The 25,780-nt window shown below is 58.5% G+C and carries 20 protein-coding genes; 12 read left to right on the top strand and 8 right to left on the bottom strand.

Features of this window, described 5'->3' with window-relative positions; genetic code table 11:
* Positions 1-11 precede the first annotated feature (11 nt).
* Positions 12-1,361: a type II and III secretion system protein family protein gene (locus tag AC0L15_RS02645; protein ID WP_287244588.1), complete on the top strand. Its 1,350-nt coding sequence runs from the start codon at positions 12-14 to the stop codon at positions 1,359-1,361.
* A 13-nt stretch (positions 1,362-1,374) separates the two neighbouring features.
* A complete protein-coding gene (locus AC0L15_RS02650) occupies positions 1,375-1,824 on the top strand; it encodes a hypothetical protein (protein ID WP_128180173.1) in 450 nt (149 codons plus the stop codon).
* Between the two features lie 239 nt (positions 1,825-2,063).
* On the opposite strand, the gene AC0L15_RS02655 is transcribed toward AC0L15_RS02650, so the two are convergent.
* Positions 2,064-2,867: a tetratricopeptide repeat protein gene (locus AC0L15_RS02655; protein WP_091590139.1), complete on the bottom strand. Its 804-nt coding sequence runs from the start codon at positions 2,865-2,867 to the stop codon at positions 2,064-2,066.
* Between the two features lie 84 nt (positions 2,868-2,951).
* Between AC0L15_RS02655 and AC0L15_RS02660 the strand changes: the two genes are divergently transcribed.
* On the top strand, positions 2,952-3,992 hold the full coding sequence (locus AC0L15_RS02660; RefSeq protein ID WP_287244591.1) for an EscU/YscU/HrcU family type III secretion system export apparatus switch protein: 1,041 nt from the start codon (positions 2,952-2,954) through the stop codon (positions 3,990-3,992).
* Between the two features lie 65 nt (positions 3,993-4,057).
* Here the strand turns inward: AC0L15_RS02660 and AC0L15_RS02665 are convergent, their stop codons facing one another.
* Positions 4,058-5,401, bottom strand: coding sequence for an SGNH/GDSL hydrolase family protein (locus tag AC0L15_RS02665; RefSeq protein WP_287244593.1), 1,344 nt, complete (start codon positions 5,399-5,401; stop codon positions 4,058-4,060).
* A gap of 190 nt (positions 5,402-5,591) precedes the next feature.
* Complete coding sequence (locus tag AC0L15_RS02670; RefSeq protein WP_473495873.1) at positions 5,592-6,875, bottom strand: hypothetical protein; 1,284 nt, start codon at positions 6,873-6,875, stop codon at positions 5,592-5,594.
* Between AC0L15_RS02670 and AC0L15_RS02675 the strand changes: the two genes are divergently transcribed.
* The 3 genes from AC0L15_RS02675 (at position 6,855) to AC0L15_RS02685 (ending at position 10,361) form a co-directional block, all read left to right on the top strand.
* The gene (locus AC0L15_RS02675; RefSeq protein ID WP_287244598.1) at positions 6,855-7,259 is read left to right on the top strand and encodes a hypothetical protein; all 405 of its coding nucleotides are present in this window, start codon (positions 6,855-6,857) and stop codon (positions 7,257-7,259) included. The two genes, AC0L15_RS02670 and AC0L15_RS02675, sit on opposite strands and share 21 nt — an antisense overlap.
* 535 nt (positions 7,260-7,794) lie before the next feature.
* Entirely contained in the window at positions 7,795-8,214 is a 420-nt protein-coding gene (locus tag AC0L15_RS02680; protein ID WP_287244599.1) for a hypothetical protein, read from the top strand.
* Complete coding sequence (locus AC0L15_RS02685; protein WP_287244602.1) at positions 8,211-10,361, top strand: GDSL-type esterase/lipase family protein; 2,151 nt, start codon at positions 8,211-8,213, stop codon at positions 10,359-10,361. The genes AC0L15_RS02680 and AC0L15_RS02685 overlap by 4 nt, the downstream gene beginning before the upstream one ends.
* Before the next feature lie 175 nt (positions 10,362-10,536).
* On the opposite strand, the gene AC0L15_RS02690 is transcribed toward AC0L15_RS02685, so the two are convergent.
* From AC0L15_RS02690 to AC0L15_RS02700, 3 genes are all read right to left on the bottom strand, one after another.
* Positions 10,537-11,265, bottom strand: coding sequence for a Vgb family protein (locus AC0L15_RS02690; RefSeq protein ID WP_473495926.1), 729 nt, complete (start codon positions 11,263-11,265; stop codon positions 10,537-10,539).
* Positions 11,266-11,431: 166 nt separating this feature from the next.
* Positions 11,432-11,725 carry a hypothetical protein gene (locus AC0L15_RS02695; protein ID WP_128245311.1) on the bottom strand — a complete coding sequence of 98 codons (294 nt, stop codon included), beginning with the start codon at positions 11,723-11,725 and terminating at the stop codon, positions 11,432-11,434.
* A 309-nt stretch (positions 11,726-12,034) separates the two neighbouring features.
* Positions 12,035-12,757 (bottom strand): Crp/Fnr family transcriptional regulator, encoded by a 723-nt coding sequence (locus AC0L15_RS02700; protein ID WP_287244604.1) that lies wholly within the window; start codon positions 12,755-12,757, stop codon positions 12,035-12,037.
* A gap of 385 nt (positions 12,758-13,142) precedes the next feature.
* Here AC0L15_RS02700 and AC0L15_RS02705 point away from each other — a divergent pair, with 385 nt between their 5' ends.
* The 5 genes from AC0L15_RS02705 to AC0L15_RS02725 all read left to right on the top strand — a co-directional run bounded on the left by AC0L15_RS02705 (position 13,143) and on the right by AC0L15_RS02725 (position 20,728).
* The gene (locus AC0L15_RS02705) at positions 13,143-14,510 is read left to right on the top strand and encodes an exopolysaccharide biosynthesis polyprenyl glycosylphosphotransferase (protein WP_287244607.1); all 1,368 of its coding nucleotides are present in this window, start codon (positions 13,143-13,145) and stop codon (positions 14,508-14,510) included.
* An 871-nt stretch (positions 14,511-15,381) separates the two neighbouring features.
* Positions 15,382-16,629, top strand: coding sequence for a glycosyltransferase family 4 protein (locus AC0L15_RS02710; protein ID WP_287244610.1), 1,248 nt, complete (start codon positions 15,382-15,384; stop codon positions 16,627-16,629).
* 61 nt (positions 16,630-16,690) lie between these two features.
* Entirely contained in the window at positions 16,691-17,929 is a 1,239-nt protein-coding gene (locus AC0L15_RS02715) for a glycosyltransferase (protein WP_287244613.1), read from the top strand.
* Positions 17,926-19,059: a hypothetical protein gene (locus AC0L15_RS02720; protein WP_287244614.1), complete on the top strand. Its 1,134-nt coding sequence runs from the start codon at positions 17,926-17,928 to the stop codon at positions 19,057-19,059. Before AC0L15_RS02715 ends, AC0L15_RS02720 begins: the two co-directional genes overlap by 4 nt.
* Before the next feature lie 166 nt (positions 19,060-19,225).
* The gene (locus tag AC0L15_RS02725) at positions 19,226-20,728 is read left to right on the top strand and encodes a lipopolysaccharide biosynthesis protein (RefSeq protein ID WP_287244616.1); all 1,503 of its coding nucleotides are present in this window, start codon (positions 19,226-19,228) and stop codon (positions 20,726-20,728) included.
* A 32-nt stretch (positions 20,729-20,760) separates the two neighbouring features.
* Here the strand turns inward: AC0L15_RS02725 and AC0L15_RS02730 are convergent, their stop codons facing one another.
* Together AC0L15_RS02730 and AC0L15_RS02735 are read right to left on the bottom strand one after the other, a co-directional pair.
* Complete coding sequence (locus AC0L15_RS02730) at positions 20,761-21,207, bottom strand: methyltransferase domain-containing protein (RefSeq protein WP_473495874.1); 447 nt, start codon at positions 21,205-21,207, stop codon at positions 20,761-20,763.
* A gap of 746 nt (positions 21,208-21,953) precedes the next feature.
* Positions 21,954-22,811 carry a sulfotransferase gene (locus AC0L15_RS02735; RefSeq protein ID WP_287244618.1) on the bottom strand — a complete coding sequence of 286 codons (858 nt, stop codon included), beginning with the start codon at positions 22,809-22,811 and terminating at the stop codon, positions 21,954-21,956.
* A 661-nt stretch (positions 22,812-23,472) separates the two neighbouring features.
* On the opposite strand from AC0L15_RS02735, the gene AC0L15_RS02740 reads away from it, so the two are divergent.
* Entirely contained in the window at positions 23,473-25,530 is a 2,058-nt protein-coding gene (locus AC0L15_RS02740) for a LamG domain-containing protein (protein WP_287244619.1), read from the top strand.
* Positions 25,531-25,780: the final 250 nt, after the last annotated feature.

The raw sequence follows: 25,780 nt of genomic DNA on the forward strand, positions 1-25,780 counted from the left end.
AGGGGAACGGCATGACAATTCACGATACCCCTGCAGGCGTTCGATCCGCCACTTTCGCCGGGCGGATGCGCTGGCTCGCTATCGCGACGGTTGCCGTCTTGCTGGCGTTTTTGTTCACATATACCGACGCTACGGCACAGGATGTGTCGCCATTGCCGAGCCGGCCAACGGTCGACCTGCCGGTCGGGCAAGGACGCCTGCTGCGCTTCAATGAACCCGTCGAATCCGTCCTGATCGCCGACACCACGATCGCGGACCTTCAGGTCGTGTCGCCGGGGATGGTCTATGTCTTCGGCCTAAAACCCGGCCTGACCAACCTCATTGCAATCACGGCCGATGAGCGGGTCGAGGCAACGGCCCAGTTCCGCGTCACCCCCGACGTCACGCCTGCCAACGAAGCGAAAGACGCAATGCAGCCGAACTCGGCGACAAATCTCTCGATTTTCGGGACCCGCATTGTTGCGACCGGCGAGGCACAAGGCGTCGAGGAGGCAACGGATGTCGACAATATCGCCCGCACGTTCTCGCCGCCGGAACAGCCTCCGCTGAACAACATGACCGTGCAGGGGTCGCAGCAGGTCAACATCCGGGTCCGTTTCGCCGAAGTCTCGCGCACCGAGTTGCAGTCCTACGGCGTCGACTGGTCTGTCGGATACAGGAGCGGCGGTTTTGAATTCAACATGTTCCAGGACAATGGCGTGCCCTCCGGGACCGGCAATCTTGGTTTGAGCATGGACCAGGCGCAGGGCATCAACTTCGACATTCTCATCGAAGCGCTGCAACGCAACGGCGTCGTCAAGATACTGGCCGAACCGAACCTGACAGCGATGACCGGCCAGACCGCGAGCTTTCTTGCCGGCGGCGAAATCCCGGTTCCGATTCCGCAAGGAACGGACGTCGTTACCGTTCAATACAAGTCGTTCGGCGTTTCCCTCGGGTTCACCCCTACGCTGATCGGCCGCGATCGCATTGCGCTCCATGTTCAGCCGGAAGTCAGTTCCTTGTCGGAAGCAGGCTCAGTCAGCGCCAATGGCTTTGCCATGCCGAGTTTCGTCGTGCGCAGGGCTGACACCACGGTCGAAGTGGCGAGCGGCCAGACCTTTGCGATCGCCGGTCTTTTCCAGCAGCGGACCTCGCGTAATCTGGAAAAGTTTCCGGTTCTCGGCGATGTGCCGGTGCTTGGCCCGCTTTTTCAGTCACAGCGCTTCCAGCGCGAAGAGACGGAACTGGTGATCCTGATCACGCCTTACCTGGTCGAGCCGGTGCGCGACAGCCTCGCCACGCCGCTCGACCGTCCGGCAGCCAAGCGCCACAGGAAGCGCGCCAATGACGCATCGGCGATGGGCCTGATCATCAAATAGCGGGGAACCGGACATGACATTTCGCATCGCATTGTGCTCTGTTCTTCCAGTGCTGCTTCTGGTCGGCTGCGCGAACAACCGGCAACAGCCGCAGGAATATTCTCCCGGCTACAGCTATGTTTCGACCGACACCGGCGGCTCGCAGAAGGGCGTCGGCGGCTCCATCCTTGCTCCCAATGCATGTCTGAACGAACCGGCCGATGACGACCGTTCTGCCGCTGCGACCAATCTGACGATCGTCACCGGCGTCGGCTCCCACCTGCCGCCCGGCTGCGCCAACGCCTACAATCTTCAACGCATGGCCGAAAGCCAGCGGGACCTCGTCGAGGGCCGGCGCATGGGGGCGGCGGCGGCCGCGCCGACGGCAAATGCCGCGCGGCGCTACCTCAATGGCGAAGAGGCGCCGATCGGTGGAGCCAACAGCGGGCCGCCGACGCCGCAAACAACGCTGCCAGTCGAGTGAGCCGATGCGGCCTTGCAAAAGCGCATCGCGTTTGCGCGACATGCATTAGTTTGTCCGGTTGTTTGCGCGTCGGGCTCGACCCGACTTGGCTTTGCGCTTTCCGGACCGATGCGCTAGAGCGGTTCATCGTTTCACGGAAACGCCGAACCGCTCTATCTCCTTGTTTTTGCGCAAATCCCAAGGGAAAGCGCTATGCGCTTTTCCCGGGAAAATCGTTTCACACTTTTCCTGGAATTGCTCTAGCCGAGGATAGAGCCGAGCGCTTTCGCCCTTGCCTGTGTGCTGCCCTTCGACCGGATGGTTCTGGCACGCGCAAGCAAGGTATTCACCTCCTTGGTCGCCAGGCCGATCGGCGGCGAGGCCCTGACCTGATCGGCCTGGCCAAGAAGTCCGTAGACCACCACGACGTTGCGCTTGTGATGCAACTGCGCATTGGGTGCGGCGGAGATCTTCTGGACCAGCGGGAGTGCTGTGGCGGAATTGCCTTCGAGCGCCGCGGCCAACGCCATGTTGCTCTCGACGTCGAGATCCCCCGGCGCAAGTTTCAACGCCTGAGCAAAAGTGGTCTGCGCCTCCGCCGTCTGGCCGGCGAATGTCTGCGCCACGCCCAGCCTGATATAGGCGCTGCTGGTGTTGACCAGCGGCGCGGCCTGCGCGAGCGCGCGCATGCCGGCATCGATATCGCCCGTTTCCATCATCGCCGAGCCAAGCCCGAGCATTGCCCCTCCGTCATTGGGCGCTTTTGCCAGCGCGGCCTGATAGGCTCTAGCCGCCTCGGCGGGATAGCCCGCTCGCATATAGGCCTCGCCCGCCTTGACGAAGGCGCTCGGCTTGGCATCCGGCATCGCTGCCGCGCGCTGGTAGAGCGCGATTGCGGTGCCACTGTCTCCCTGCGCATGGATATCGTCCGCAAGCTTGATCAGACGCTCCGATTGCGACGACGGGCCCTGTGCCTTTGCCTGCTCGGTGTCGGTTTTGGTCGTCTGACAACCGGTCACCGCCAGCATGGCGACGACGGGCAAGAACACGACGTGCAGCCGCATATCCACCTCTCCGTATTCAAGCCCGCCGCACCTTACACACGGCCCTGGCCGACTGGAACCACAACAGTGCGATAAGATTGCAACATGGCCGAAGAAGCTGAGGAAAAGAAACTACCGGCGTCCGACAAGAAGCTTCGCGACGCTCGCCGCAAAGGCCAGGTTTCGCAGAGCCGCGACCTCGCCTCCGGCTTCACGCTTTTCGCAGCGCTTGGCTATCTTTATCTCGCCTGGCCGATGCTGTTCGGGCACCTTTCGGAACTCGTGCAGACCGTGACCACCCCCGGCGATTCGTTCGTTGAAGTCAGCCTGCAGGCTATCCGCCATTCGTTGTCATTGCTGATGCTTGCCACCTTGCCGCTGGTCGGAATCGTTGTCGTTCTCGCCGTGGTCTTCGGCATGCTGGGAACGTTCGGGCCGGTCTTCTCGTTTGAGCCGCTCAAGCCGCAATTCGATCACATAAACCCGGCGAAGGGTCTTCAGAAGATCCTGTCGCTGCGCAACGTCGTCGAGTTCACCAAAGGCCTGGCCAAGGTGGTGTTGCTGGCCGGCCTGTTCGCATTCCTTTTGATCGCGTGGCTGCAGCCGCTCTTCGATGCACCGGGATGCGCTCCGTCATGCCTGGAGCCAATTATCAAAGCGGTGCTGACACCGCTTGGAATTGCCGCCGCCCTGGCCTTTGTCGTCATCGGCGTGATCGATGTTCCTATTCAGCGCTGGCTGTTCCTGCGCGACATGCGCATGACGACAACCGAATACAAGCGCGAAAACAAGGACCTCGAAGGCGATCCGCTGATTCGACATGAACAGCAGCGACAGCGGCGTGAGGCCGTGATGCAACCGGCGAAGCTGGGCGTGAAAAACGCGGTCATCGTTTTCGTGTCCGGTGACCGCTCAGTGGCATTGCGTTACGTCAGGGGTGAAACGCCGGTGCCGACGGTCGTCGGCAAGGGCCAGGGCCGAGCGGCTGACGAGATGACGGCTCAAGCACGCCAGGCAGGTATTCCGGTGATCGAGGATGCGGCCGTCGCCGGCCCACTCTTCGAAAATACGAACACCGGAGCTTACATCGGCCAGGAGATGTTCCCACCGGTCGTACGCCATCTTGTCCGGCTCGGGCTCACTTGAGCCATGCGCGAACCGACCTTGCCGCAATGCCTGAGCAGCGCGGCAAGGTCAGCAGCGACAGCCGACTACTTGGCTGAACCCAACAGGACGTCGAGATCGACCGCGTCTGCCATTGCCTTGTATCCCGCGTCGTTGGGATGGAGGTTATCGCCGCAGTCGTAGTCGTCGCGCAGATACCCCGGCTTGGCCGGGTCTTCCATCACCTTGTCGAAGTCGACCACGCCATCGAAGCCGCCGCCGGTGCGGATCCATTCGTTCACCGCGACGCGAATCTTTTCTTTCTCGGGCGTGTAGTAACCCTCGGTGGGAAGTCCTTTGAAGGTTTCGGCGAAGGGGGTCAACGTCGCGCCGACAATGCGTATGCCATGGGCGTGCGCGCGATCGATGAGTTGTTTGTATCCGGTGATGATGTCTTGCGCCGTCGGTTCCTTGTCGTCCGGCGTGATTGCATTTTCGCCGGGCCAGCCGATATCGTTGATGCCCATCATAAGGACGACGGTCGAGACTTTGGGATGGCTCAGTACATCAGAATCGAAACGTCCCAAGGCATTGACACCCATACCGTCGGTCAACACGCGATTGCCCGAAAAGGCTTCGTTGACCACCGCGACCTTGCGGTTGGCCTCCTGCAATCGCTTGGCGATATGGTCCGGCCAGCGATTATTGGCGTCAGCGGTCGAGCAATTCCCATCCGTGATGGAATCCCCGAAAAACACGATCGCCTCGGATTCCGGCACGGCGTCAACCCATATGTCGCTCAGAAACAGGCGCGATTTGAGTGTGCTGTCAGCCTTGAATGCAGCCTCGTTTGTGAAATTGCCCGGGCCGGAGATGTAGGCGGTTTGCACGCCATCCCAATGCACCGACGACAACGCCGTCTTCTTCGGCAGGAAAATGCTGACCGAGATTTCGGAAAGCGCTTCTGCCGAGAGAGCGATGGGGTCGCTGAGGATCGGAGCTCCCGGCGGAACGACCACAGAACTATTGCCGCCCCACGTCAGAGGCTTCAAGGTCGCCTGATCGGCGTTGCCGCCCTTGCCTGCTATTGCGACGCTGCCGGCACCGATGGTCAGCGGCTTTTCGCCGAAAGCATTCGACAGCACGACCCGCACGCTATTGCCGCCAACGCTGATGCGGGCGACCTGGCGGACGGTCTGGTTCTCCAATACCTCCGGCACTCCGAAAGGCGCAGGAAGATCATCCGACCAGCGCGGAGCAGGTGTGGCAGCCCAAGTGGTGATCCAGGCTGCCTTTTCGGCGCCTTGTGCCGAAAAACCTGCAATCGCGGAACCGGCCGCCGCAGCTGCACATATCAGGATGATCTGACGTCGACGCCGTTTCCTCCCTGCGGCGGTAGAAAGCTCCGATGAAACCTTATCCGTGAAAACCAAAGGCCTGTTGAGCCGCATTTTTATCTCCTCCTCGAGACATGCTGGTAATGCCGCCGCCGGGCTCATTATGACGGGCTGCCTAGGGAATGAAATTCGACTTCCGTGGCAATCTTGGACCAGCGTCAGGAGCAAGGATTCGCGAGCGTGGAAACTGGTGCTGCCTTATAGTCAACTCGCGTGCTGAACGTCCGCTGCGCCCTCGCCGGATTCACTGGCGGACATCGATCCTGGGGCCCAATGTCTGGGTCATGACCCGCCGCACGACCTTGCCATCCGCGACATCGAGGCAGACGGTATCGACCAGGTATCGATACGCCACGATGTCGCCAGGCTCCAGCGCCTCAAAAGCGCGGTGCAGGAACGGCATGGAATAATGATGGTGTGGATAGAAGTTATAACCGACCGCAACAGCCGAGCTCGCCAGGTTCACGGCGCGATTGTGCTGGCCAAGAATAAACGACGCCGGGCGGGCCGCATCGTAGTCAGGCGGCGTGATCGGCTGTTCGACTGGATAGGCGCACTCGTTCGTAAGCTTCATGATCTTGTAGTTGGACGAGGCAATTTCCGACGACTTTGGCTGCACCTTCCTGATCCCGATCTGGCCCCAGGCTGAGGTCGGAACGTGGCCGGATTCACGACGATATTCCTGATAGCCGAAGTGACGGGCATAGAGCAGATACGAGGCGTCGCGGAAAAAGCTCGGTGCGACCCGCACCCAGTCACCTTCTTTCGTCAGCGCCTCGAAATGTGCTTGCCGGATTTGCCTTGAATCGTACCAGCCGAGCCGCGCGTTATAAAAGACCGCGTCGCCGAATATGGTGACAACAATCCCGGTTACGATGGCAGTCGTGGAAAACGAACTTTCCTTCATTCTCGTCAGAGCCGCGACGATCAGACTGTTCAAGATGATCCAGTGCAGAAAAAGGGCGCCGCTCAGAAGGAAGATCCCGGTATGCATGATATCGAAGAACGCGGTCAGCCCGATGAGCCACCGCCTGCGCAAAAAAGCGAGAAAGCATAGAAGCTGCGCAGCAAGGATAACGACATTCATCGGAATCTGGACCGCCCTGACCGCTTCATAAGCATGAGCGAGCAGCGATTCGGAAAAGCCCAGCGGGGCCGCGCCTAACCCGTACCCGGCCAGCATAATGGAACTGGTCGGGTTCTCGAGGATCCAGCTCAACGGCCCTCCGTCAAGCGTGACCTTGGCCATCCCGGACATGAAGTAGTTGCCAAAATGGGCGCCGATCCCAGCCAGCAGCAGTATGCCGGCAGCCTGGGCCGCGAACTCCCTGGTTCCGAGTTCGCCAACGCTGGGCAGGTTCCTGGTGAAGAGCTTCAGCCGGCTCAAACTCTGCAGCAGGCCAAGGGCCAACAGGCCACAGGCCAGGAAGAGACCGACCTCAATCAAAGGCGCATAGTCGTTGCGGCCCAGTTCCGCAGCATCGGAAACTGCCCGCGTGACGTTCTTGTGGAAGGCGAAATAGACCATCGGGAAAATGGCGAAGGATGGCCGCAGGATCGAAAAAAGCGCCGCCACAAGCGCGATCAGGCGAGAATAGACGAGTACATTGCCCAACGCGTCGGCGCGAGCTGCGTCGGCAATGCCGAGTTCGTCTCCAAGCCCGAAGCTGAAGAGGCCCAGCGTTATCGACAGTCCGACGACGATGATGCGCGCAGCCCGCGCCTCGGCGGGATAGCGCACGAATGCAAAAAGGCAGCAAAGCAGAGCCAACCCGATGGCGCTGACCGTGGCGAGGGCAGGATCGTGCCACGCCACGCGGGATGCCGCCTTCTCGTACAACAGGATTGGAACGACCCCGCACAGGACCGGGAAAAAAAGAAGGGCTGCAAGGACATAACGCTCAACGGGTGAACGGTCGATGCCGACTGACGGCCAACGCCGGGCGCTGCCCGCTCCGATGCTCATCCCATGCTTCTCCCGTCTTTCGGAATTTTCGCCTCACCTGTTCGGTTTTCGGTGCTCACCTTCCGGCGGACGGGATGAGCCCTCACGCAACCGCACGTTGCCGCCGGATATTGCTGCACTGCAACAGGATGCGTACTACAACCTAAACGCACAGGCAACGACGAAAGTTCAAGATGCCTCTGGCTCAATGCGCGCGCACAATTTGTGCCAATTACCGACTAAATGCCTGCGTTAAATTGCCGATCTGTCGCAATTTGGTACAACAACAACAACAGCGATCGCCGCCCGCGTCACCGTGCCCGGTGTCGAGCCAGAGTATTGCAGGCTCAAAAAAATGTTGCCAATCTACCCAGAGTAGTGGCAAATAACATGTTGCAGTGCCTAAGAGTGCGATGCAACATTGAATTTGTCTCGCTGACCTGCAGAAAACCGATCGCATCGGCGTCAGGTGCAGGGTCAGTGGCTTAAGAGGCCATGGACAATGGTACTCGACACCCGGGCCAAACAGGTCGCCGACGAGCACCATGGTGTCGTCGCGACCGGCGTTGGTTTCGATTCAGCCTTTTTCCTGCACCAGTTCGTCGGACGGAGGAAAGGTCGTGTTCTCGCCCTCGAATGGGGACGCCACAACACGGATGATCGGCAGCTCGAACGCCGCGCAAACAGCAATATCCGGGACAAGGACGCCGGCAGATCGTGGAATTACACGATCGGCCTGGTCGGCGGCACCAACAGCTGGTTCGGGCAGACGCCGCGGTTGCTTGCTTACGAGTTCAGGCTGAAAGGCCTCTACGGCATCGGTCTCGACTGGCCGATCAGCTATGACCATCTCGAGCCTTTCTGCTGCGGCCCAGGCGGTCATGCCGGTGAGCAGCTTTGCCGGGGGGAAAAAATACAATGACGGTGTTCTATGACAGCAGCCGTCCGGACGCTTTCATCGGCGGTGCCGGTTCGGACGCAGTCAATTACGGCGCTTCGCCCCGTGGAGTCATCGCCGATTTGGCTTCCGGCCATGCTTACGAGTTGCTGTCGATACTGCCGCTGGGCGATTCCATTACCTATGGAGTGATCGCGAGCTCTTCCGATACCGAAAGCGGCGGGTATCGGAAGTTCATGCTGGAACAGTTGGCGGCACTCAATGTGAAGATCGACTTCGTCGGTTCCTCGTCCAACGGACCCGCCAGGATGGGCGATCGGGATCACGAGGGTCACCGCAACTGGACGCTCAATCAACTGAACGGCATCGACAACGATGTTGTGGCCGCTGCGAAACCGGATGCCGTGCTGCTGATTGCCGGAACAAATGACAGCTCGACCGATAGCGTGCCAACGATGTTGCAGGATCTGCGCAGTCTTTTGCTCAGCCTGACCTCCAGCGATCCCGCCTTGACCGTCTTCGTCGGTTCCTTGCCTCCCGTTCGCGTCGGCCAACAGTCGCAAGGGCGTGCAGACCGTGTCGATGCGTATAATGATGCAATGCCCGGTCTGATCTCTGAACTGGCCGCCCAGGGGCACAAGATCGCCTTTGTCGACATGCGTGATCTGACACCAGATGACATCACCGCGCCGCCGCTTGACAGCGGGCTGCATCCGACTGCCGGGGGCTATGCAAAAATCTCCTCACATTGGATGGCCGCACTGGAACAACATCTCGGCCTGGACGGGACCGGTATCGGAAGCGACCGCGACACCTTCACCAGCATCGAAAATCTTACAGGCTCTTCCTTTGCCGACCAACTCGGCGGAAACGAGGGAGCCAATGTGCTGGATGGGCTGGCTGGCGATGATTTGCTGGAGGGCCGCGGCGGCTCCGACCAACTCATCGGCGGGGTCGGCGCCGACACGCTTGTCGGCGGCACGGGTAACGACGTCTACTATGTCGATAATGCCGGAGACAAAACCATCGAGGCGACCAATGGCGGCGTCGACGAAACGCATGCTTATACAAACTGGACCCTGGCCGACAACGTCGAAAACCTCTTCCTGAGGTCGGCTGCCAATCTGGCGGCAAAAGGCAACGGGCTCGCCAACACCATGGTCGGCAACGGCGCAGCGAACACGCTCGAAGGCCTCGGCGGCGACGATCGGCTGGAGGGCCGCGGCGGGTCGGACCGGCTCGTCGGTGGTCTTGGCGCCGATATCCTCATCGGTGGAACGGGAAACGACAGCTTCGTCTTCGCCGCCGGCCATGGCCACGACACCGTCACCGACTTCGACCTTTCCGGCGATGATCTCCTGGAGATTTCAGGCTACCAAAGATATAGCGAACTCCGGCAGGTCGGGAGCGACACGCTGGTCGTCTTCTCCGACAGCGACACTGTTCTCCTCAAAGGCGTGACCAGCGCCTCCTTGAGCAGTTCGGATTTCGTCTGGATCGATCCACTCGACGAGCCGCCGCCGGGGTCAGTCGTAGGCAACGACGGCAACAATACGCTTGCCGGCGGTCCCGGTGCGGACGTCATTTATGGAATGGGCGGCAGCGATATCTTGAACGGAAAAGCGGGCGCCGACACGCTTGTCGGCGGCGCGGGTGATGACGTCTTCCATGTCGACAATGCCGGTGACAAAACCATCGAAGAGAACAATGGCGGCTTCGACGAGACGCATGCTTATATAAACTGGACCCTGGCCGACAACGTCGAAAACCTCTTCCTGAGGTCGGCTGCCAATCTGGCGGGAAAAGGCAACGAGCTCGCCAACACCATGATCGGCAACGGCGCAGCGAACACGCTCGAAGGCCTTGGCGGCGCAGATCGGCTGGACGGCCGAGGCGGGTCGGACCGGCTCGTCGGTGGTCTTGGCACCGATATCCTCACCGGCGGAACGGGAAACGACAGCTTCGTCTTCGCCGCCGGCCATGGCCACGACACCATCACCGACTTCGACCTTTCCGGCGATGATCTCCTGGAGATTTCAGGATACCAAAGATATAGCGAACTCCGGCAGGTCGGGAGCGACACGCTGGTCGTCTTCTCCAACAGTGACACGCTTTCACTAAACGGTGTCCTCGTCGCAAGCGTCTCGAACAGCGATTTTCTCTTCGTGTAGAGCGGCATCTCGCTGACATGCGGTCTCTTCGCGCAAATTGCCCTTCGTCGTTGGCTAAAGCGCGTCGCGTTTGGCCGGGCCTCATGCGACGCGCTTTAGGTTGTTGTTTTTATGCATGTCGTTATCGCAAAACCGCTGCACACTTTTGCGCGACATGCATTAGACCTCTTTTGCTTTATTTGCCCGTTTCGGTCTCGATCACGACGAGGCGGTCGGTACCGGACTCCGCACCCCATACCTCGCCGGAGCGCCCGTTGAGCTGGCGCACATTGGCGTTGTCGCGGTCGGACGGGAAGCTCGCGAAGGTCTGCGTTTCCGGGTCGAAGCGGACGATGGCGTTCGCGCTGAAATCGGTGAGCCAGACCGTGTCGCGTTCATCGACATAAACGGCATAGGCCTGGGGCTCGTCTCCGGGCAGCTTCCAGCTGCGCCAATCATTTGCGGCCGGATCGAAGACGCTAACCTGGCCGGCGTTCCATTCGCTGACCCAGATACGGCCTTTGGAATCCGACCAGACGCGGCGGGCGCCCTGATCCGCGGTCGGCGGGTCGATCGGGGAAGCCTCGCCGGTCGAAACATCGATCCTGGCGATATGGTTGCCGGCGAGCGAGGCGTAGTAGACCTCACCGGACGGCGTGGTCGTGATCCCGTAGGGGCGGCGACCGCGCGGGGCGTTCCAGACTTCGACCTTGCCGCTCGCCGGATCGAGCCTGCCGTAGATGCCCTCCTGCCCGGTGAACCAGAGCCTCCCGTCCTTGTCGAAGGAACCGGTGTTGAGGTTGGCGTTGCCGCTCCCCTCGGGGAGCGCAAACGCCTTCACCGCTTCCGTTTCGGGATCGACGCGCACGATGGCGTTGAGGCCGCCGTCGGTCACCCAGGCGGCGCCGTCGGGACCGACGATCAGATGCCGTGCTGGCGTGCCGCTTGCTGATCAAAGTCAGGAGCTAGTGCAGCCCCTGCCCTCGCCTAGGCCTGCAAGCCAGAATCGTCGATAAGGCGGTAGCCTCGTGGGAAAAACCTGCATACGGCGACGGGATCGCGGCCAAAGCCAGACTTTTCGGCGGAAGCCGTCAGCTTTGCCCCAAAAACGCACGCGCCAACTCTTGCCATTCCTCTTCAAGCGTCAAGGTCGATGGCACGGCATCGCAGCGACGATACCAATATTCCGCATTGGATTGATCGCCTTCCTTGCGATGCAGGTAGGCATGCACGCGCATGCCCGCCGCGTCGTCGCGGAGCTGCGCGCGCTCGTGCGCCTTGTCCCAATCGCCCTTTGCATCCCACCACAGGGCCTGCAGGGCCGGGGTCAGGCCGGCGGGCGGCTGTGATTTCGCAATCGAATTTCTGAAGGCTTGCAGATCCATTCTTCCCCCGACGTGAGGTACATGGGCGGCCGATAATAGTTCCGGATTCCCCAACAGCAAAGTCGCATCGCACAGCAAAGAGGCGGTGCTCGTGTGCGTGCCATTGTCCAATCTCGGGCGCAGTCGACGCAGTCTGCACGGCAGTGAGCGGTGTCTCGTTGCCTGGGAAGGCGCACATGTCCGGTGCGGCGACCTACGACGCCGACGTAAAGGACTTTACCGAGCGATCCGAGCACGACCGCCACCACGTCCGGTTCACTATCTTCCCGGAGGATGGCCTGGAGATGCCCGAGCGATATGGGAAAGGCATCATTGAACGATCAAACGCGAGTAGCCAAGTGCAACAGACTCTAATGCGGTGCGATTGAGAATTGTCAGCGAGCCGCGGTCGTATTGGGTCAGATCCCGCCGTTCCCATTCTCTCAGGCAACGATTCACTTTCGCTCGAGACGCCGGGATCATTGCCGCGAGGTCGGTCTGCGAAATGTGGATGCTCAGAGCTCCATTCACGTTAGCCGTGCTGTGCGGGGTCTCAGTCAATCGCAAGACCGTGCTCGCCAATCGAATGGATAGGGCATTGGACGCACTGTGGATGACTCGCTCTTGCGCGTCATGCGTTGCTTGGCATAGGTACGGGATCACCTTCAGTGCGAGCTCTGGGTGCTTGTCGAAGACACTAGCCATGAAAGCTGCTTCGATTTGGAGCAAGTCGCTGTCCACGACTGATGCAGCGTTCATGTTACTGTGTCGCGCGATGAACAATCTAGTCAGGTCAAAAGTGTCACCGGGACCGAGATCTGAATAGATGAATTCTCGGCCGTCTGAGAGGGGAACACTAAGACGAACTTTTCCGCGAATTATGTAGTAAATATAACTCGGGATGTCTCCAAGGTGAGTTAAGACTTTATTCTTTGGAACCCTCCGTAGGATGGCTGCTTTCGCCATTTCACTAAGAGTATCTTGCCCAAATTGCCGAAATAAGCGTATGTTGTTCAGCTGTTTGACCCGAACCTCAGCGCCATTCTCTGTCATGGCTCCCTCTCCCTGATAGGGTAAGCGCCCCGGCCCCCTAAAGCATTGCCTTGACCATCTCTTTGAACGAGCCGACCTCCAGTCCGTTCTCGCGCAAACGCGTTACGACAGAAAATATTAACACATTAGAATACGATAAAATAGCGACTCGTCTGTGCCCGGGGTAACAGCGACATGTCTCTGAGACATTTAAATCAAATCTAACCGACTGGAAGCCGTTGGGATAACCCCCTCCTTATGGGATGGCGTCTGCCATGACCCAATGAGGAGAAGGGATGCAATAGGATTCGGGGGTCGTCTCATGCGGCATGCACCAACCGAGGCGTCGCGTGCGCTCTGGAAGCGGAGCGTAGAGCCGCTACGGCTCCCTGTGGGAGCAGTTTGCGTGTTTCTCGCAACTGCTGATTTCCTCCTTGGACAGACAATATTTCTTGCGTCAATTGAGCTCTACCATCGGGCCTTCGGCGTGAGGCCACCAGATATCTGGGATTCCATCTGCCTAAGTGTTACCGCCGGCCTATTGCTAGTCGCATTCATGACCGCCAGGGGCGCCTACACGGTTAGTGGCATCCTGGACGATCACTGCAGGATCAAAACACTCTTCAGCGGCTGGCTGTTTGTTTTCTTTTCAATTCTCTGGCTCGCCTTTCTCACGAAGACGACGTCGACGTTCTCGCGCGGCTCCTTGACGCTGGCGTTTTCGCTCGGATTCCCAATCCTGCTGCCTGGCCACGCGGTTCTAGCGCGCGGGCTGAAACGGCTTCTGGCGGCTGAGAAACTCGTGTTGCGCACAGTTTATCTGTTTTACTCTGGCGTTCCTGGAAAGGAACAGGGGATAATTGCCAAGCTCGGGCAACAGGGCATCGCGGTTTGTGGTGTTTCGAACATCGAGAACCATGGTGGCACGATCGCAGCACGATCGGTGCATGCCGCCGTCGCAGCTGCACAGGCTGCGTTCCGTAATGGCTCGTATGGGGCAGTTTATCTCTTTTGCTCTTGGGATCAGCGGAAGTTGATCGAACGCATCTTGGAGGAAATGTCCCGCGTCCCGCTGCCGATCTATCTTTTCGCCGACGCCTACATAGATAGAATTCTGGCTGGGTGCCCGCTGCACACCGGCTGGCAGCGAGCCTTCGAAGTCCAGCGTATGCCGTTGAGGCCTGCCGAACGCCTGCTCAAGCGGTTGTTCGACATTGTTGTTGCATCCCTGCTACTGCTGTTCCTGTGTCCGTTGATGGCGTTGGTCGCATGTGCCATAGCGCTCGAGAACGGTCGCCCTGTGCTGTTCCGGCAGATGCGACGAGGTTTTGGTGGTAAGCCGTTCAATATTTACAAATTCCGATCGATGACGGTGCAGGAGAACGGTGCACAAATTCGCCAGGCTCAGCGTAATGATGCGCGGGTTACCCGACTTGGCCGAATATTGCGCCGATCAAACATCGACGAGCTGCCGCAATTATTCAACGTACTTCGGGGGGAGATGTCCCTGGTTGGGCCCCGACCTCACGCCGTCGCTCATGACGAGACCTATACTTTGACCATTGCGAGCTATGCGTATCGCCATCATGTAAAACCCGGTCTAACAGGGTGGGCTCAGATCAATGGCTTTCGAGGGGAAACGAAGGAGCTCTGGAGGATGGAAAAACGCATTGAGCATGACCTCTGGTATATACAATCCTGGAGCATGCTTCTCGACATTAAGATAATTTGGAAAACTGCTTTACTGATGTTTGTGGATCGCAACGCTTATTGATGCTTCTCAAGAAGCTGAGTGGACATATGTAGTCCATCCTCCGACCGATTGAACCGATAATTTTGATTCTGATGCTTCGGGCGATCCCGCCGCCAGCGAGTACATCGAGCCTCACAATCGGACTCGCGCTGGTTCAGTCGCCGGGCAGTGGCGCATCTCGCAGGCTTAGCTCAAGGCGAAAATCAACGCGACGCGGGGAGATGGTCGGAGCAACGTCGCGCAACCAACATTCTGGAGGAAATCAAGAGCCGGATGCCATCGAGCGGAAGCTCATAGGACTGCGCAATTTCTCTTGTTGAAGGCGGCTGCGCCGCCAGCAAGCCTGCTTTCCGTTCGCCGCAATGAGCCCGTGGTCCGTCCTGAACCGTTGAATGGCAAAATCCGACTGCCCCCGGCTTTTTGCTGAGGTTCCGTCATGCGTCATACGAGTCTGATGCATCCGCACAGGAATTTTCTTCACTGTTTCGTCGAGGCGAGCCGCGAACGGGAGCGCGACTACTTTTTTGAACGAGTCCGGTTCCGATCCGATTTTCGCGCAAACGCGATAAGGCAGAAGTATTGGTACAAGGTATACCACAAAATAATCACTCCGCTGTGCCCGGGGTAACAGCGGCAGTTCTCTGAGACGTTTAAATCCAACAAGTTAGATCTGATCGACTGGAAGCCGTTGGAATAACCCTCCTTACGGACTGCATGTGCCATGGCCGGGGCACACTTAGGTTCGGGGTTCATCTCCATACGGCATGCACCCACCGAGGCGTGGCATGTTACTCCAATGCAGTAGCACCGATATCGGGACGCATGGACCAAACGCGCGGCTGGGCGTGGGAACGCACCCAACGGATAAATTCAGCGCGATCGGTGCGGTGATATGAAAGCACAGGACGCGGAAGGCAAGATTGACTTGGGGCGACGACTGCGTATCGCTCATGTCATTACCCGTCTCATCAATGGCGGTGCTGATGAGAATACCGTCCATTCCTGCAATTGGGCCGCGCAAGGAGGACATGATGTTGTCCTGCTGCATGGCGAGGCCGTCGACCGGGAAATTGTAGCTAAAGTGGACCCGCGGGTGGAACTCATTGGCGTCCCGGGCTTGACCCGATCCATTTCGCCAGTCTCCGACAAGAAGGCATTGTTGGCGCTTACCCGGACGTTCCGCGCCTTGCATGCCGACATCGTACATACGCACACCAGCAAGGCAGGCATTCTCGGGCGTTTCGCGGCCTGGGCGGCGGGCGTTCCAGCGATCGTTCATGGCGTGCATATCGTGCCTTTTGTCAATGTCGGCGTCGCCGAGCGGTTTGTCTATCTCGCATTGGAAAAGCTTGCAGCACCAGTCACCAGTGCGTTCATCAGCGTGAGCGAGGGCGTCCGTGACTTATATTTGAGCGCAGGAGTGGGACATCCAGACAAACATTATGTCGTCCATTCCGGATTCGACCTTGATCGTTTCCGCAACGCCCGTCCGCCCGACGATTGGCGCGATTTGCTGCGCTTGACACCGGACGCGCCGCACCCGCCTGTGCTCTTGATGATTGCGGCATTCGAGCAACGCAAACGACACGCGGAATTTCTAGAGCTTTTCGTGAAAATCGCCGCGCGCTTACCCGACACGGTACTTGTGCTCGCAGGCGATGGGCCGCTTCGTTCGATCGCCGAATTGCAAGTCAACCGGCTGGGGCTCCAACGCCGCGTGGTCTTTGCCGGTTATCGGGACGACCCCGAGCGGCTGATCGCACTCGCGGATCTCTGCCTGCTCTGTTCCATGCGGGAGGGATTGCCCCGCGTGCTCATGCAATATCTCGCCGGCGGCAAGCCTTGCGTCGCTTGCGATCTGCCAGGTCTTCGCGAAGTGCTCCGTCCTGGCACCAATAGCGTGATCACACCCCCGGACGACTTGAGCGCCATGGCCGACGCCACGGCCGCCCTCCTGGAGGATCGCGAAAAACTGGCTTGCCTCGCCCAAGGTGCCGCAGCGACGGACCTCTCGAACTGGGACGCCAATCGCATGGGCAAGCGGATCGACTCCATTTACCGCCATGCTCTCAACCAGCATCTGGCGAGCAAGGGAGCGTCGACTAGGCCTCCTGTTCGAAATCTGGCTCTTCCGCGATGAAGTGCCCTACAGAGATCGGGCAGATTGCCGGATTTGTTGGCGGCAAATTCGGTGGATTGATATGAATGTAACAGAAGTTGCCTCTGCTCATCCGACGAAGACCCCGCGAGCCGAAGCTCTTCCCAGCATACGTGTTCTGCTCGTGCTCCCAACCTATTTTCCTGAGTCATATGGCGGCGGCGAACAACAGGCGCGGCGATTTGCTCGGGCGCTGGTTGAAAGCGGCGTTTCCGCAACCATTTTGGCACCCAGACTGTCGCACTCGACCCCGAAACGGTCGGCCATCGACGGGGTGCCTATCCATCGCCTTCGTTTGCGCGCGGCTCCGTATTTGGGCGGGCGGCATATGCTGTCGTTCCTGTCGTGGTGTGTCCAGGTTTTGATCTGGATGCTGCGCCGTCGCGACGAATTCGATGTCGTACATATCATCCATGCCCGACTTCACGCTGTTCCGGCGGCATTGGCAGGAGCCCTCCTGCGCAAACCGGTTCTCGCAAAATTGGCCCGGGGCGGACGGTGTTTCGATCTCGACGTTGTGCGCGAAAAGAAGATCATCGGTCGCTGGGCGTCCGCCTTGATTAAACATCACGTCACGGCCTTCATCGCAAATAGCCGCCAGATCGCTGGTGATCTGAAGAGACATGGCATCGACGCGGATCGCATTCATATGATTCCGAATGGGATTGATCTGCCCCGCATGCCGCACCGCGAGCCGAGCGCCGATGGCAGCCGACGCTTTATCTGCCTTGGCCGTCTCGATCCGGAAAAATGCCTCGGGCACATGATCGATGCGTTCGCGGCACTTCCCGCCGACGCAAAGGTGCAACTCACCATCTTGGGCGATGGCCAGTGCCGCGCCACCCTCGAGGAGCAGGCGGCCCGGTTGGGCCTGTCCAGCAGGGTCACTTTCGCCGGCGCGGTCGAAGATGTGTTTCCCTTTCTGTGGGAGGCTGATTTCTATCTTTCCACCTCGGCGTCGGAAGGCATGTCAAACGCCCTGCTCGAGGCCATGAGCTGCGGCGTGGTCCCAATCATCACCGATGTCAGCGGTGCGTCCGACATTGTGGAACATGAGCGCAACGGTTTTCTGGCCCGCTCGCATGCCGAGTTTTCCGGGCTTCTTCGTCGCGCGCTCGGCCTATCGGAAGCCGAGCGCTATGAGATGGCGCGCCGCGCAGTACAAACTGTCGCTGCGCGATTCAGCATGGAAAGCGTCGTCCTGCAGCAAATGGAGCTCTACGCGGCTCTCCTCAAAGAAAAGACATCTTCGCTCCGCGTCCCGGATATGAACCTAACATGAAGCTCATTCTTCACATCGGCACTCAAAAGACGGGCACCACGGCGCTACAGCAATTCCTGTGCGCGAATGCAAAGAACCTCGGCGAGCACGGCATTCACTATGCCACCTCTCCGCACGAGTTCAATTTCAAGATCAATACGCAGTCGCTGTGCGGATCGGATAAATTCAGGCCTTTCTTTCTACATCATCTGAGAAAGGCTGAACGAGACGGAGCGCACACAATCATCGCAAGTTCAGAAAATCTCTATTCTATGGCCATGCACCTGATGCGCTTTATGGGCAAGACGTCCAGCGCTGATGTCCTGTCGGAACGCAGTCTGATCGAACGTTTGCGCGCGTCAATTCCGGCGGAGGTGGAATGTCATGTATTGTGTTACGTCAGAAGACCTGATCATTATCTCGAGTCGTTGTACAATCAGCACATAAAGCGCGGTGTTCTGTTCACGGGAGACGTCATCGATTTTCTGAACATTATCGAGGATATGCTAGACTATCATCGCTGCCTTTCAATTTGGCGCGAGGTCTTTGGGACAAACGCGTGTTCGGCACGGGTGTACGAGTCGACCCAGCCGAACGTGATCGATGATTTCATGAAGAATGTCGTCGGCATCGACGATATCTCCGCGTTTATATGGCTCTGTCTGCGCGCCAATGAACGCCTGAGTCGGGATGTCTTGGAATACAAGCGCCTCAGGAACGAGCACATTCTTTTTTCTGAACGGGAGCTGGAACGCACGATTTATGAATTGGTCGATCGGAGAGTGACGAGCCCCAATAATAATTACGAATATCTTTCACCCGATGAAAGAGCCAGCCTCCTTTCGAAGTTGCAGCCCAGCATGGAGCGTCTACGCACGGAGTTCTGTCTGCCTAGTTTTCCGGTATTTGATCTCGACGCGGCCAAGGCCGCCTGGCAACCCTATCCGGGACTTTCGTTGGAGAAGAGACGGGAGATCGAACTCCACCACAAGGCCGTTCAAGATCAGATTGGCTTCCGTCTGGAGCGCCTTCTGAAGCGGTGGACCTACTTGACGCGGAGGCGGCTGCCCTTTCTCTCAGGGGTTTTCGAAGTCGTGCACACCAGCGGAATCCGCAGATTGCTGTTGGAGGCAGCTCGGCGGTTTCAGTGAATGACTGCCATCTCCGTCTCTTGCGGGTAGTCAACGAATGAGTAGCAAGAAAGTTGTCTATATCCGTCTCTTGCCTATTCCCGCCGAAGCAGCAAATATTCTTCATAGCTCGTGTGGGAGGGAGGGAGTGCCAGCATAATGATGGGACAGTTTTGGGCAACCGAGCGTGGACGGGAACATTGAACATAAGGACTTGACGCGAAGGGCGGCCAAGGGGCTCTCGTGGTCGGGAGCCGCATTGCTGGCCCGGGTCTTATTGACTCTCCCGGTTACGGCCATTCTCGCGCGTCTGCTTTCCCCCAAAGAGTACGGCATTGTTGGCGCCGCGCTGATCATGGTGGACATCGGCAATGTCATTGCTAATCTGGGCATGTCGCAAGTCGTGGTCCAGCGGGCGGATCTCGACCAGCGCCATATGGGAACCGTGGCATTCCTGTCCCTTTTCATCGCCACAGGCCTCGCTGTCCTTCAATGGGTGTTTGCGGGCGTGATCGCCGATCTTTTTCGCGTGCCAGAGCTCAACATTGTTTCGCGCGTGCTCGCCTTCATTATGTTTGCAAACGCGTTCAACCTTTTGGCCGAGGCGGTTCTATCGCGGAACTTGAAATTCAAAGTTTCCTCGATGGCGAACTTGACGGCATGGACCGTCGCCAACGTCGGCTTGGCTATTCCGCTTGCCTATCTCGGATTGAGCTACTGGGCTCTGGTGATCGCGGCCATGGCCGAGGCAATTTTTCTTTCTGGCATTTACTTGATCACCGCGCGACAATATCTCGCCAAGCCGCGCTTCGACCTGCAGTCCTACCGCGATATCCGCACGCAGAGCCTAGGATTTTCCTTGGCTGGAGTTTTGGCCTTCGGCGGCCAATACATGGACAAGATCATCGTCGCGCGTTTGCTCGGGACCGCGGAGCTTGGCATCTACACGAGGGCGTTCACTCTAATCGCAATGCCGGCGAATCTATTCGGAAACCTGAGTAGAACGGTCGTTTTCCCGTTGCTGTCAAAAGTGCAGACAGACGGGGCCAGGCTGCGCAGCGCACAGCTGAAGGGCTATGCCTTGACCGCAGCCCTCACCCTACCAACCAGCGCGTTCCTGTGCTGCTTCGCCAAGGAGATCGTACTGACAATGTTCGGCCCTAGATGGGTGGACGCAGTGGTTCCGATTGCCGTATTTGCCGCGGCAATGTATTTCCGGGTCGCATTTAAATTATGCGGCGCCGTTATGCTCGCCACCGGCAGTGGCTACCGCAGCGCGTCCATGCAGATTTTCCATGCGGCGCTTGTCACATCATTCGTATTTTTAGCGGCGCCTTACGGAGTAAGTGCGGCAGCGGCGGCGGTGTCGGGTGCCATTCTAGTGACTTTCGTCCTTTATTCCTTCATTACCTGCCGCATGACCGGATTGCCATTCGTGGATTTCGTGCTCGTCCATATCCCGCCAATTGTCTTCGCTGCCGTCATCTACGCTGCCGGTTCTGCGATCAGGATGCTGTTCGCCGGCTCGCCGTACTATCTTGTGCTGGCGATCGGGGCTTTTATGATAGGCACGCTATCTGCCGTTACTCTCTATTTGAGAGCTTCACTTCTGTTCGGGAAATGCGGAGTGGAAGTCCTGCAAGCCGTAACGTCCAAGAAAGCAGCATGGCTCAATTGGATTCCACGCTGACTTACGACCTAATACCACCCTTCACGGTGATTCTAACTGTCGTGCTGTAAATCAGCAGGAGCACGCGCGGTGACCGCCGTATGAAACCTTCCCGTCCGACATGCCTTTAAGAAAGCCGCAGCTTTACGAAGAGCCGAGTCCTTCGGAAAGATCGCACCGAGCCTTCCACCTTCAGAACCCGGAAGCATGCGGGCGGCAGTCACCTCAAAGCCAAGCACCGTAAACAGATTGCCCAAGGTGAGCGGGGTCCACGAATGCAGATGCATGTGGGGATTGTTTGACCATGAGCGATGCTGCTGAGCAATGATCGGCATCTCGCACGGTACGAATACCTTCATCTCGCCAGAGGGCTTTAGGACGCGCAACATTTCTCGGAGCACCGTCGAAGGGCTGTCGACATGCTCGAGAGCGCGATAGCTGATAATTTTGTTTATCGTGCTGGACGGGATATCCGCAAGTGAGCCAACAACAAGGTCCAACTGTGCAGACGCCTGCTTAGCAGCGGTCTAGTTGATCTCCACGCCAATTCGCTTCACCGCTGGCAAGCACGAGAGGATACTGCCTGTCCCACAGCCGAAATCCAGAACGACATCCGTATGGCTGCTGAAACCCTCAAAAAGCCTTGCTCTAGATTTCTGTACGGTATCGGCTCGGCTACTGCCCCGCTGCTCAAAATATTGCGCGCCTTTTGGACCTGTATAGAGGGTATCGGATCTTGAATGCATCTACCAACACTCCAACATCAATAGCATACAGTGAACTGGCTGGTGGTCCAAGCGCCCTCCGGGCAGGCCTCGCGAAAGCGCGCTCTCTAGCGCGCAGAATAACGGCCGCTCTGTTCCGGACCGGGATGATAACCGGGATGTTCATGCTGTTCCAGTCCCACTATCCGCCCGAGACGGAGCCACGCTTGCGGCCCTTTGCCCTGCGGTAGTAGGTGAAGTACCGCGGATGGATGGAGCGACCCCAGTTGTTCTTGCAGCGCCGGCTTCAGCATGTCTTCAACCAAATTGACGTGGGACTAATCCACCGCCCGGAAGTGGCCGTCGAGGAGCCGATGTTCAGGCAGAGGTTCACTGCTCGCTCGGAATCGAAGCCAAGATCGCCTGAGTGTGCTTGGCTTCATTCGGATGCATCGGCGAGCATTCCCCATGCGCTAGTTACAGTGTGCGACACCTGTTGCCACAGGCCATCATCGCTATCACCGTTCGCATCGTTAGGTTGCTCAACCTTCTGCGCGTTCAGGGGCCGGGCTGCTCCACCGAACCTCGTACAAGGACTCCATGACGCCTGAGGCATATGTGTTGAAATCCTTCAGGTCGTCGCTCGTCAGTCGCTCCATCGCAGCAGCATTAATGTTCTCAGCCAGGAGTGACGCCCAATAGCTTTTATCCACTAAGCGCATGGTGCGACTGGCAGACGCCGCGGCTTCCTGGCCGGGCCCATAACCCTTCGGGTTGTGAATATAAGCGTCCTCACGCGGCCGCGGCAGCTCCAAATGTGCATACAAACGATCCAGAAAGCGGAGAGGATCGGCAACCATATCCTCGAACCTGACAAGCAGGTAGTTGTTTCTGGCAGCCTGTTCCTCAAGCATCTCGCCGGCAATGTGGCTGTAGACTCGACCCGCCATCATGGCCGGCACCCCTCGGCGCTTCCATGAATCGCAAAGGCCGTAGCCGTTCCTCACCAGCCCGACGAAGATCGTCTCTTCGAACTGCTTCTCGATTTCAGAGTTCAGGAAGATGTCGTACTCAGTCACCTTGAAGAGGACGTGGCGCGCGAGCGCGAGATCGAGCCCCCTTTCCTTCCGCAGCTGGTAGTCAGCGGCGATCGACGCTTGGATGCTTCTTTCCAGACGCTTCTGAAATCGCTTCGCGTAGAACACTGACCTGGAGGCAAGCTTGCCCGCCCGGACTCCCAGACGCCGATAGACCTTTGGAGGAAGATTCCAGCCGCCGTTGTAGTAGAACTGCCAAAACTCATCGAAGGTCATGAGGACGCCGGGCGAAGAGCCGATCATATTCGCCAGAATGTTCGACCCGCCGCGGCCGAAGGAATTTATGACAATGGCTCGATCCATTCTGGGGTCCAGGGATTGCGGTTCAGTGCGCTATTGACCTGTCTGAGTGTATTGGGCGATAGTATTTCCTAACCCTTGCGTCGTAAAGGCTCGTGTCACTGTACCCGTAGCGCGCGTGTTTTTGGTTGTCGACCATCGTCAGGAGCGCGCCAGCTTCATCGCCGCGTGCCGGACAGCACTGCAAGCGCTATTCGTACCACACGAAACGCATGGGAAATCCGATTTCTGAAAGGAGGTACTAGGACGGGCGGAGTTCATCACATTGAACTCGCGGGAGACGACCTGACCAAGTGGGTTCCGGCGCGCGGATAGATCTTCGGAGCAAGCTAAGCCCCTTGCAGCAGAATTGCCCGAACTTATCTGCGGCCATCTTACGTCGAGAGAGAGGCAGCGATCATGTTGACCCGTATGTTCGAGCCCCCCTCGACCGAACGAATGACGATAACGGCTCGTTCCAAATTATCTCGACGCTCGCAGACACTCCGTTTCGAAGGAATCTGTTGCCCTTCGGCGCGCCGCAGGGTGTCATTGAAAAGCCAAACTAAAGCGGCGAATTGTCTTTGCGAGGAGAAGCGCAACATCGGTAACGGGCGTCGTGGTGCAGCCTTAGCTCGAAACCAGCGGATATTGGCGCGATGTGAGATAGGTAAGGCACACGATAATGACCCACCGCATTTCTCGCCGGGATCTGGCGCTGGCCGCATGCGCCGCCCTTGTGCTGACGGCATCCGGTCGCCCAGGACGGGACGCTCGCGCTGCCGGTCCGGCGCAAGGCTCACAGCCGAAAGCTCACTCCTGGCATCCTGGTCTGTTCCCCGAGTTGATCGTGAAATCCTGGCATCAGGAGGATCTGGCCGAAGGCGAAGTCTCCTCGTGGCAATCCGGCGGCGTGAAACCGGTGGCTGCGGTGCAAGCCGAGCCTTCCCTGCGCCCGACAAAGCTTCCGAATAACGGCGGCGTCCTCTTCAAGAAGGGCACGAAAAAGGCGTTGACCTGGCCAGTCGATAAGGATGCTCCCTATCTCCACCGGTGGTGGCTCGTGATCGCCCGGTGCCATTCGGTGAACAACACCGGTGCGGATAACGTTTCCGTTCTTTGCGTCAATGGCGCGGAGGGTGGCTCGGTGCATCGCCAGCCCCAGGTTTGTTTCAAGCCCTCGGCCGGCACACTCGTTTCGCGGCTCCATGACGGCAAGCTCAAGAGCGAGGAAGGGCAGTACTCGACCGATTTTGACGACTGGAATGTCATGGTCGGGTACCGCCGCGGATTCGTGATGCAGGCGGTGGTGAATGGGGTCAAGACGGCCGGCCAGGCGATTCATGCATTGAAACCCAACCTGATGAAATCGCAGAGCTTCATGGGCGATGTGAACAATCCGATGACGGCCGATGTCGCGGTCGATTGCGTCATCATCGGGCAAAGCGAACTGAATGACTCGCAGGTCGACAAACTGATGGGATGGGGCATGTGGCGCGTCGGCCGGCAGTCCGCCCTGCCCGACGATCATCCCTATCGCCAGAGCCCTCCTTCAGCCGTGGATGCGAACGACGAACCCGCACGTTATGAGTTCGATTCAGCCTCGTGGGCGTCCTGGGCGGCCATCGGCAATGAGCGATATGCTCATCGTGGTGAGGCGGCGCCCCCGATCCACGGTTACACAACGGTTTTTTTTGACGACTTCGTTTCCAACACGGTAGTGGATGATTCCAAAGGCGCGCAAGGCAGCATCTGGTATGCGCCGACCCATCTGACGACCGTCGGTGTTGACGCCATTACCCAGCGGATCTCGGCGACGCCCTCCTCATATGTGCACGACGCCACCAGCCACACGCTGGCGCTCCGGCTCTTGCAAAAAGGCCGCCATTGGAGAACAGGTGCCTTCTCTTCCGTGAACAACAATGGCCAGGGGCGGTGTTGGGGAAAGGGGATCTTTGAGATCCGCGCCAGACTGCCGAAGATCGCAGCGCCCCGCCCTGGATTTTTCCCTGCTTTCTGGGCGTATGGGAAGGAGCATCTATTCTGGCGGACGCGCAATCGTCTTGAGACGGACTTTTGGGAATATGACGGTCTCAATGGGGCCTATATCAACATCAGCCAGCACGTGCACAAACCCAGACTCGGCTATGCAGATCCACATATCGCGCCACGTGACGTGCGCCGGAAAATCGCCGGCTATCAAGTCGATCCATCAAGTGGTTTTCCCAGCACCATCGACGTATACGATGGCGAATTTCATACTTGGTGCGCGCAGATCGAAGATGATTATACTTATTTCGTGATCGACGGCTATGAAGTGGCGCGCGTTCCGACGACACCGGAACTCGCAGCGAAAAAATATATCATGGTGGATTTCGCTTACGATGAAAAAAAGGGGCGCGCTCAACCGGACCCGTCGCAGACGTATGACATGGTCATTGACTATATAAGGGTCCGGCAGACGGAAACGGATCTGGCTATGGTCCCGACGGGCTTCAGCGCATTGCCGGCCTTCTCGGGCCAGGCTTCACCGGGCCAGGCGTTGACCGTCGTACCGAACGTTATTGCGTCGCAAATAGAGTGTCTATGGTATCGTGACGGCGTTCCGATCGTGGTCGAAACCGGCACAAGCTATGAGCTCAGTTCGCGGGATGTCGGGCATAAGATTCGCTGCCATGTTCGCGCGGTCTCTGTGCTCGACCAGCCAGAAGCCTGGACCCCGGAGAGCGAGACCGTCGGCTAGGTCATCGACTGCGCGCCGTCAGGATGCGTCATCACTCTCGTCGGACTGCCTGATGGGCTCTGCCACTAGTAATCCTACCCGCAACGAAACCGCAAGCGAGGAGAGTGAGTTTTCCCAACAGGCGGAAACCTCTTCGATATGCGATTGCCACAGCGGGCGGAACGATGGGGTCGTCGGCTGGAGCATGGCGAAGTCTTTCTTCGCCCGCTGGCATTGATACATCCAACAAGTTCTGTCTCCGGAAAAGAGA

The sequence above is a fragment of the Mesorhizobium sp. WSM4846 genome (assembly GCF_055811415.1).

Excerpts from the sequence above, each read along its gene's own strand:
- AC0L15_RS02645 (WP_287244588.1), top strand. The coding sequence starts at position 12 with ATGACAATTCACGATACCCCTGCAGGCGTTCGATCCGCCACTTTCGCC.
- AC0L15_RS02650 (WP_128180173.1), top strand. The coding sequence starts at position 1,375 with ATGACATTTCGCATCGCATTGTGCTCTGTTCTTCCAGTGCTGCTTCTG.
- AC0L15_RS02655 (WP_091590139.1), bottom strand. The coding sequence starts at position 2,867 with ATGCGGCTGCACGTCGTGTTCTTGCCCGTCGTCGCCATGCTGGCGGTG.
- AC0L15_RS02660 (WP_287244591.1), top strand. The coding sequence starts at position 2,952 with ATGGCCGAAGAAGCTGAGGAAAAGAAACTACCGGCGTCCGACAAGAAG.
- AC0L15_RS02665 (WP_287244593.1), bottom strand. The coding sequence starts at position 5,401 with ATGCGGCTCAACAGGCCTTTGGTTTTCACGGATAAGGTTTCATCGGAG.
- AC0L15_RS02670 (WP_473495873.1), bottom strand. The coding sequence starts at position 6,875 with ATGGTCTATTTCGCCTTCCACAAGAACGTCACGCGGGCAGTTTCCGAT.
- AC0L15_RS02680 (WP_287244599.1), top strand. The coding sequence starts at position 7,795 with ATGGTACTCGACACCCGGGCCAAACAGGTCGCCGACGAGCACCATGGT.
- AC0L15_RS02685 (WP_287244602.1), top strand. The coding sequence starts at position 8,211 with ATGACGGTGTTCTATGACAGCAGCCGTCCGGACGCTTTCATCGGCGGT.
- AC0L15_RS02695 (WP_128245311.1), bottom strand. The coding sequence starts at position 11,725 with ATGGATCTGCAAGCCTTCAGAAATTCGATTGCGAAATCACAGCCGCCC.
- AC0L15_RS02700 (WP_287244604.1), bottom strand. The coding sequence starts at position 12,757 with ATGACAGAGAATGGCGCTGAGGTTCGGGTCAAACAGCTGAACAACATA.
- AC0L15_RS02710 (WP_287244610.1), top strand. The coding sequence starts at position 15,382 with ATGAAAGCACAGGACGCGGAAGGCAAGATTGACTTGGGGCGACGACTG.
- AC0L15_RS02715 (WP_287244613.1), top strand. The coding sequence starts at position 16,691 with ATGAATGTAACAGAAGTTGCCTCTGCTCATCCGACGAAGACCCCGCGA.
- AC0L15_RS02720 (WP_287244614.1), top strand. The coding sequence starts at position 17,926 with ATGAAGCTCATTCTTCACATCGGCACTCAAAAGACGGGCACCACGGCG.
- AC0L15_RS02735 (WP_287244618.1), bottom strand. The coding sequence starts at position 22,811 with ATGGATCGAGCCATTGTCATAAATTCCTTCGGCCGCGGCGGGTCGAAC.
- AC0L15_RS02740 (WP_287244619.1), top strand. The coding sequence starts at position 23,473 with ATGACCCACCGCATTTCTCGCCGGGATCTGGCGCTGGCCGCATGCGCC.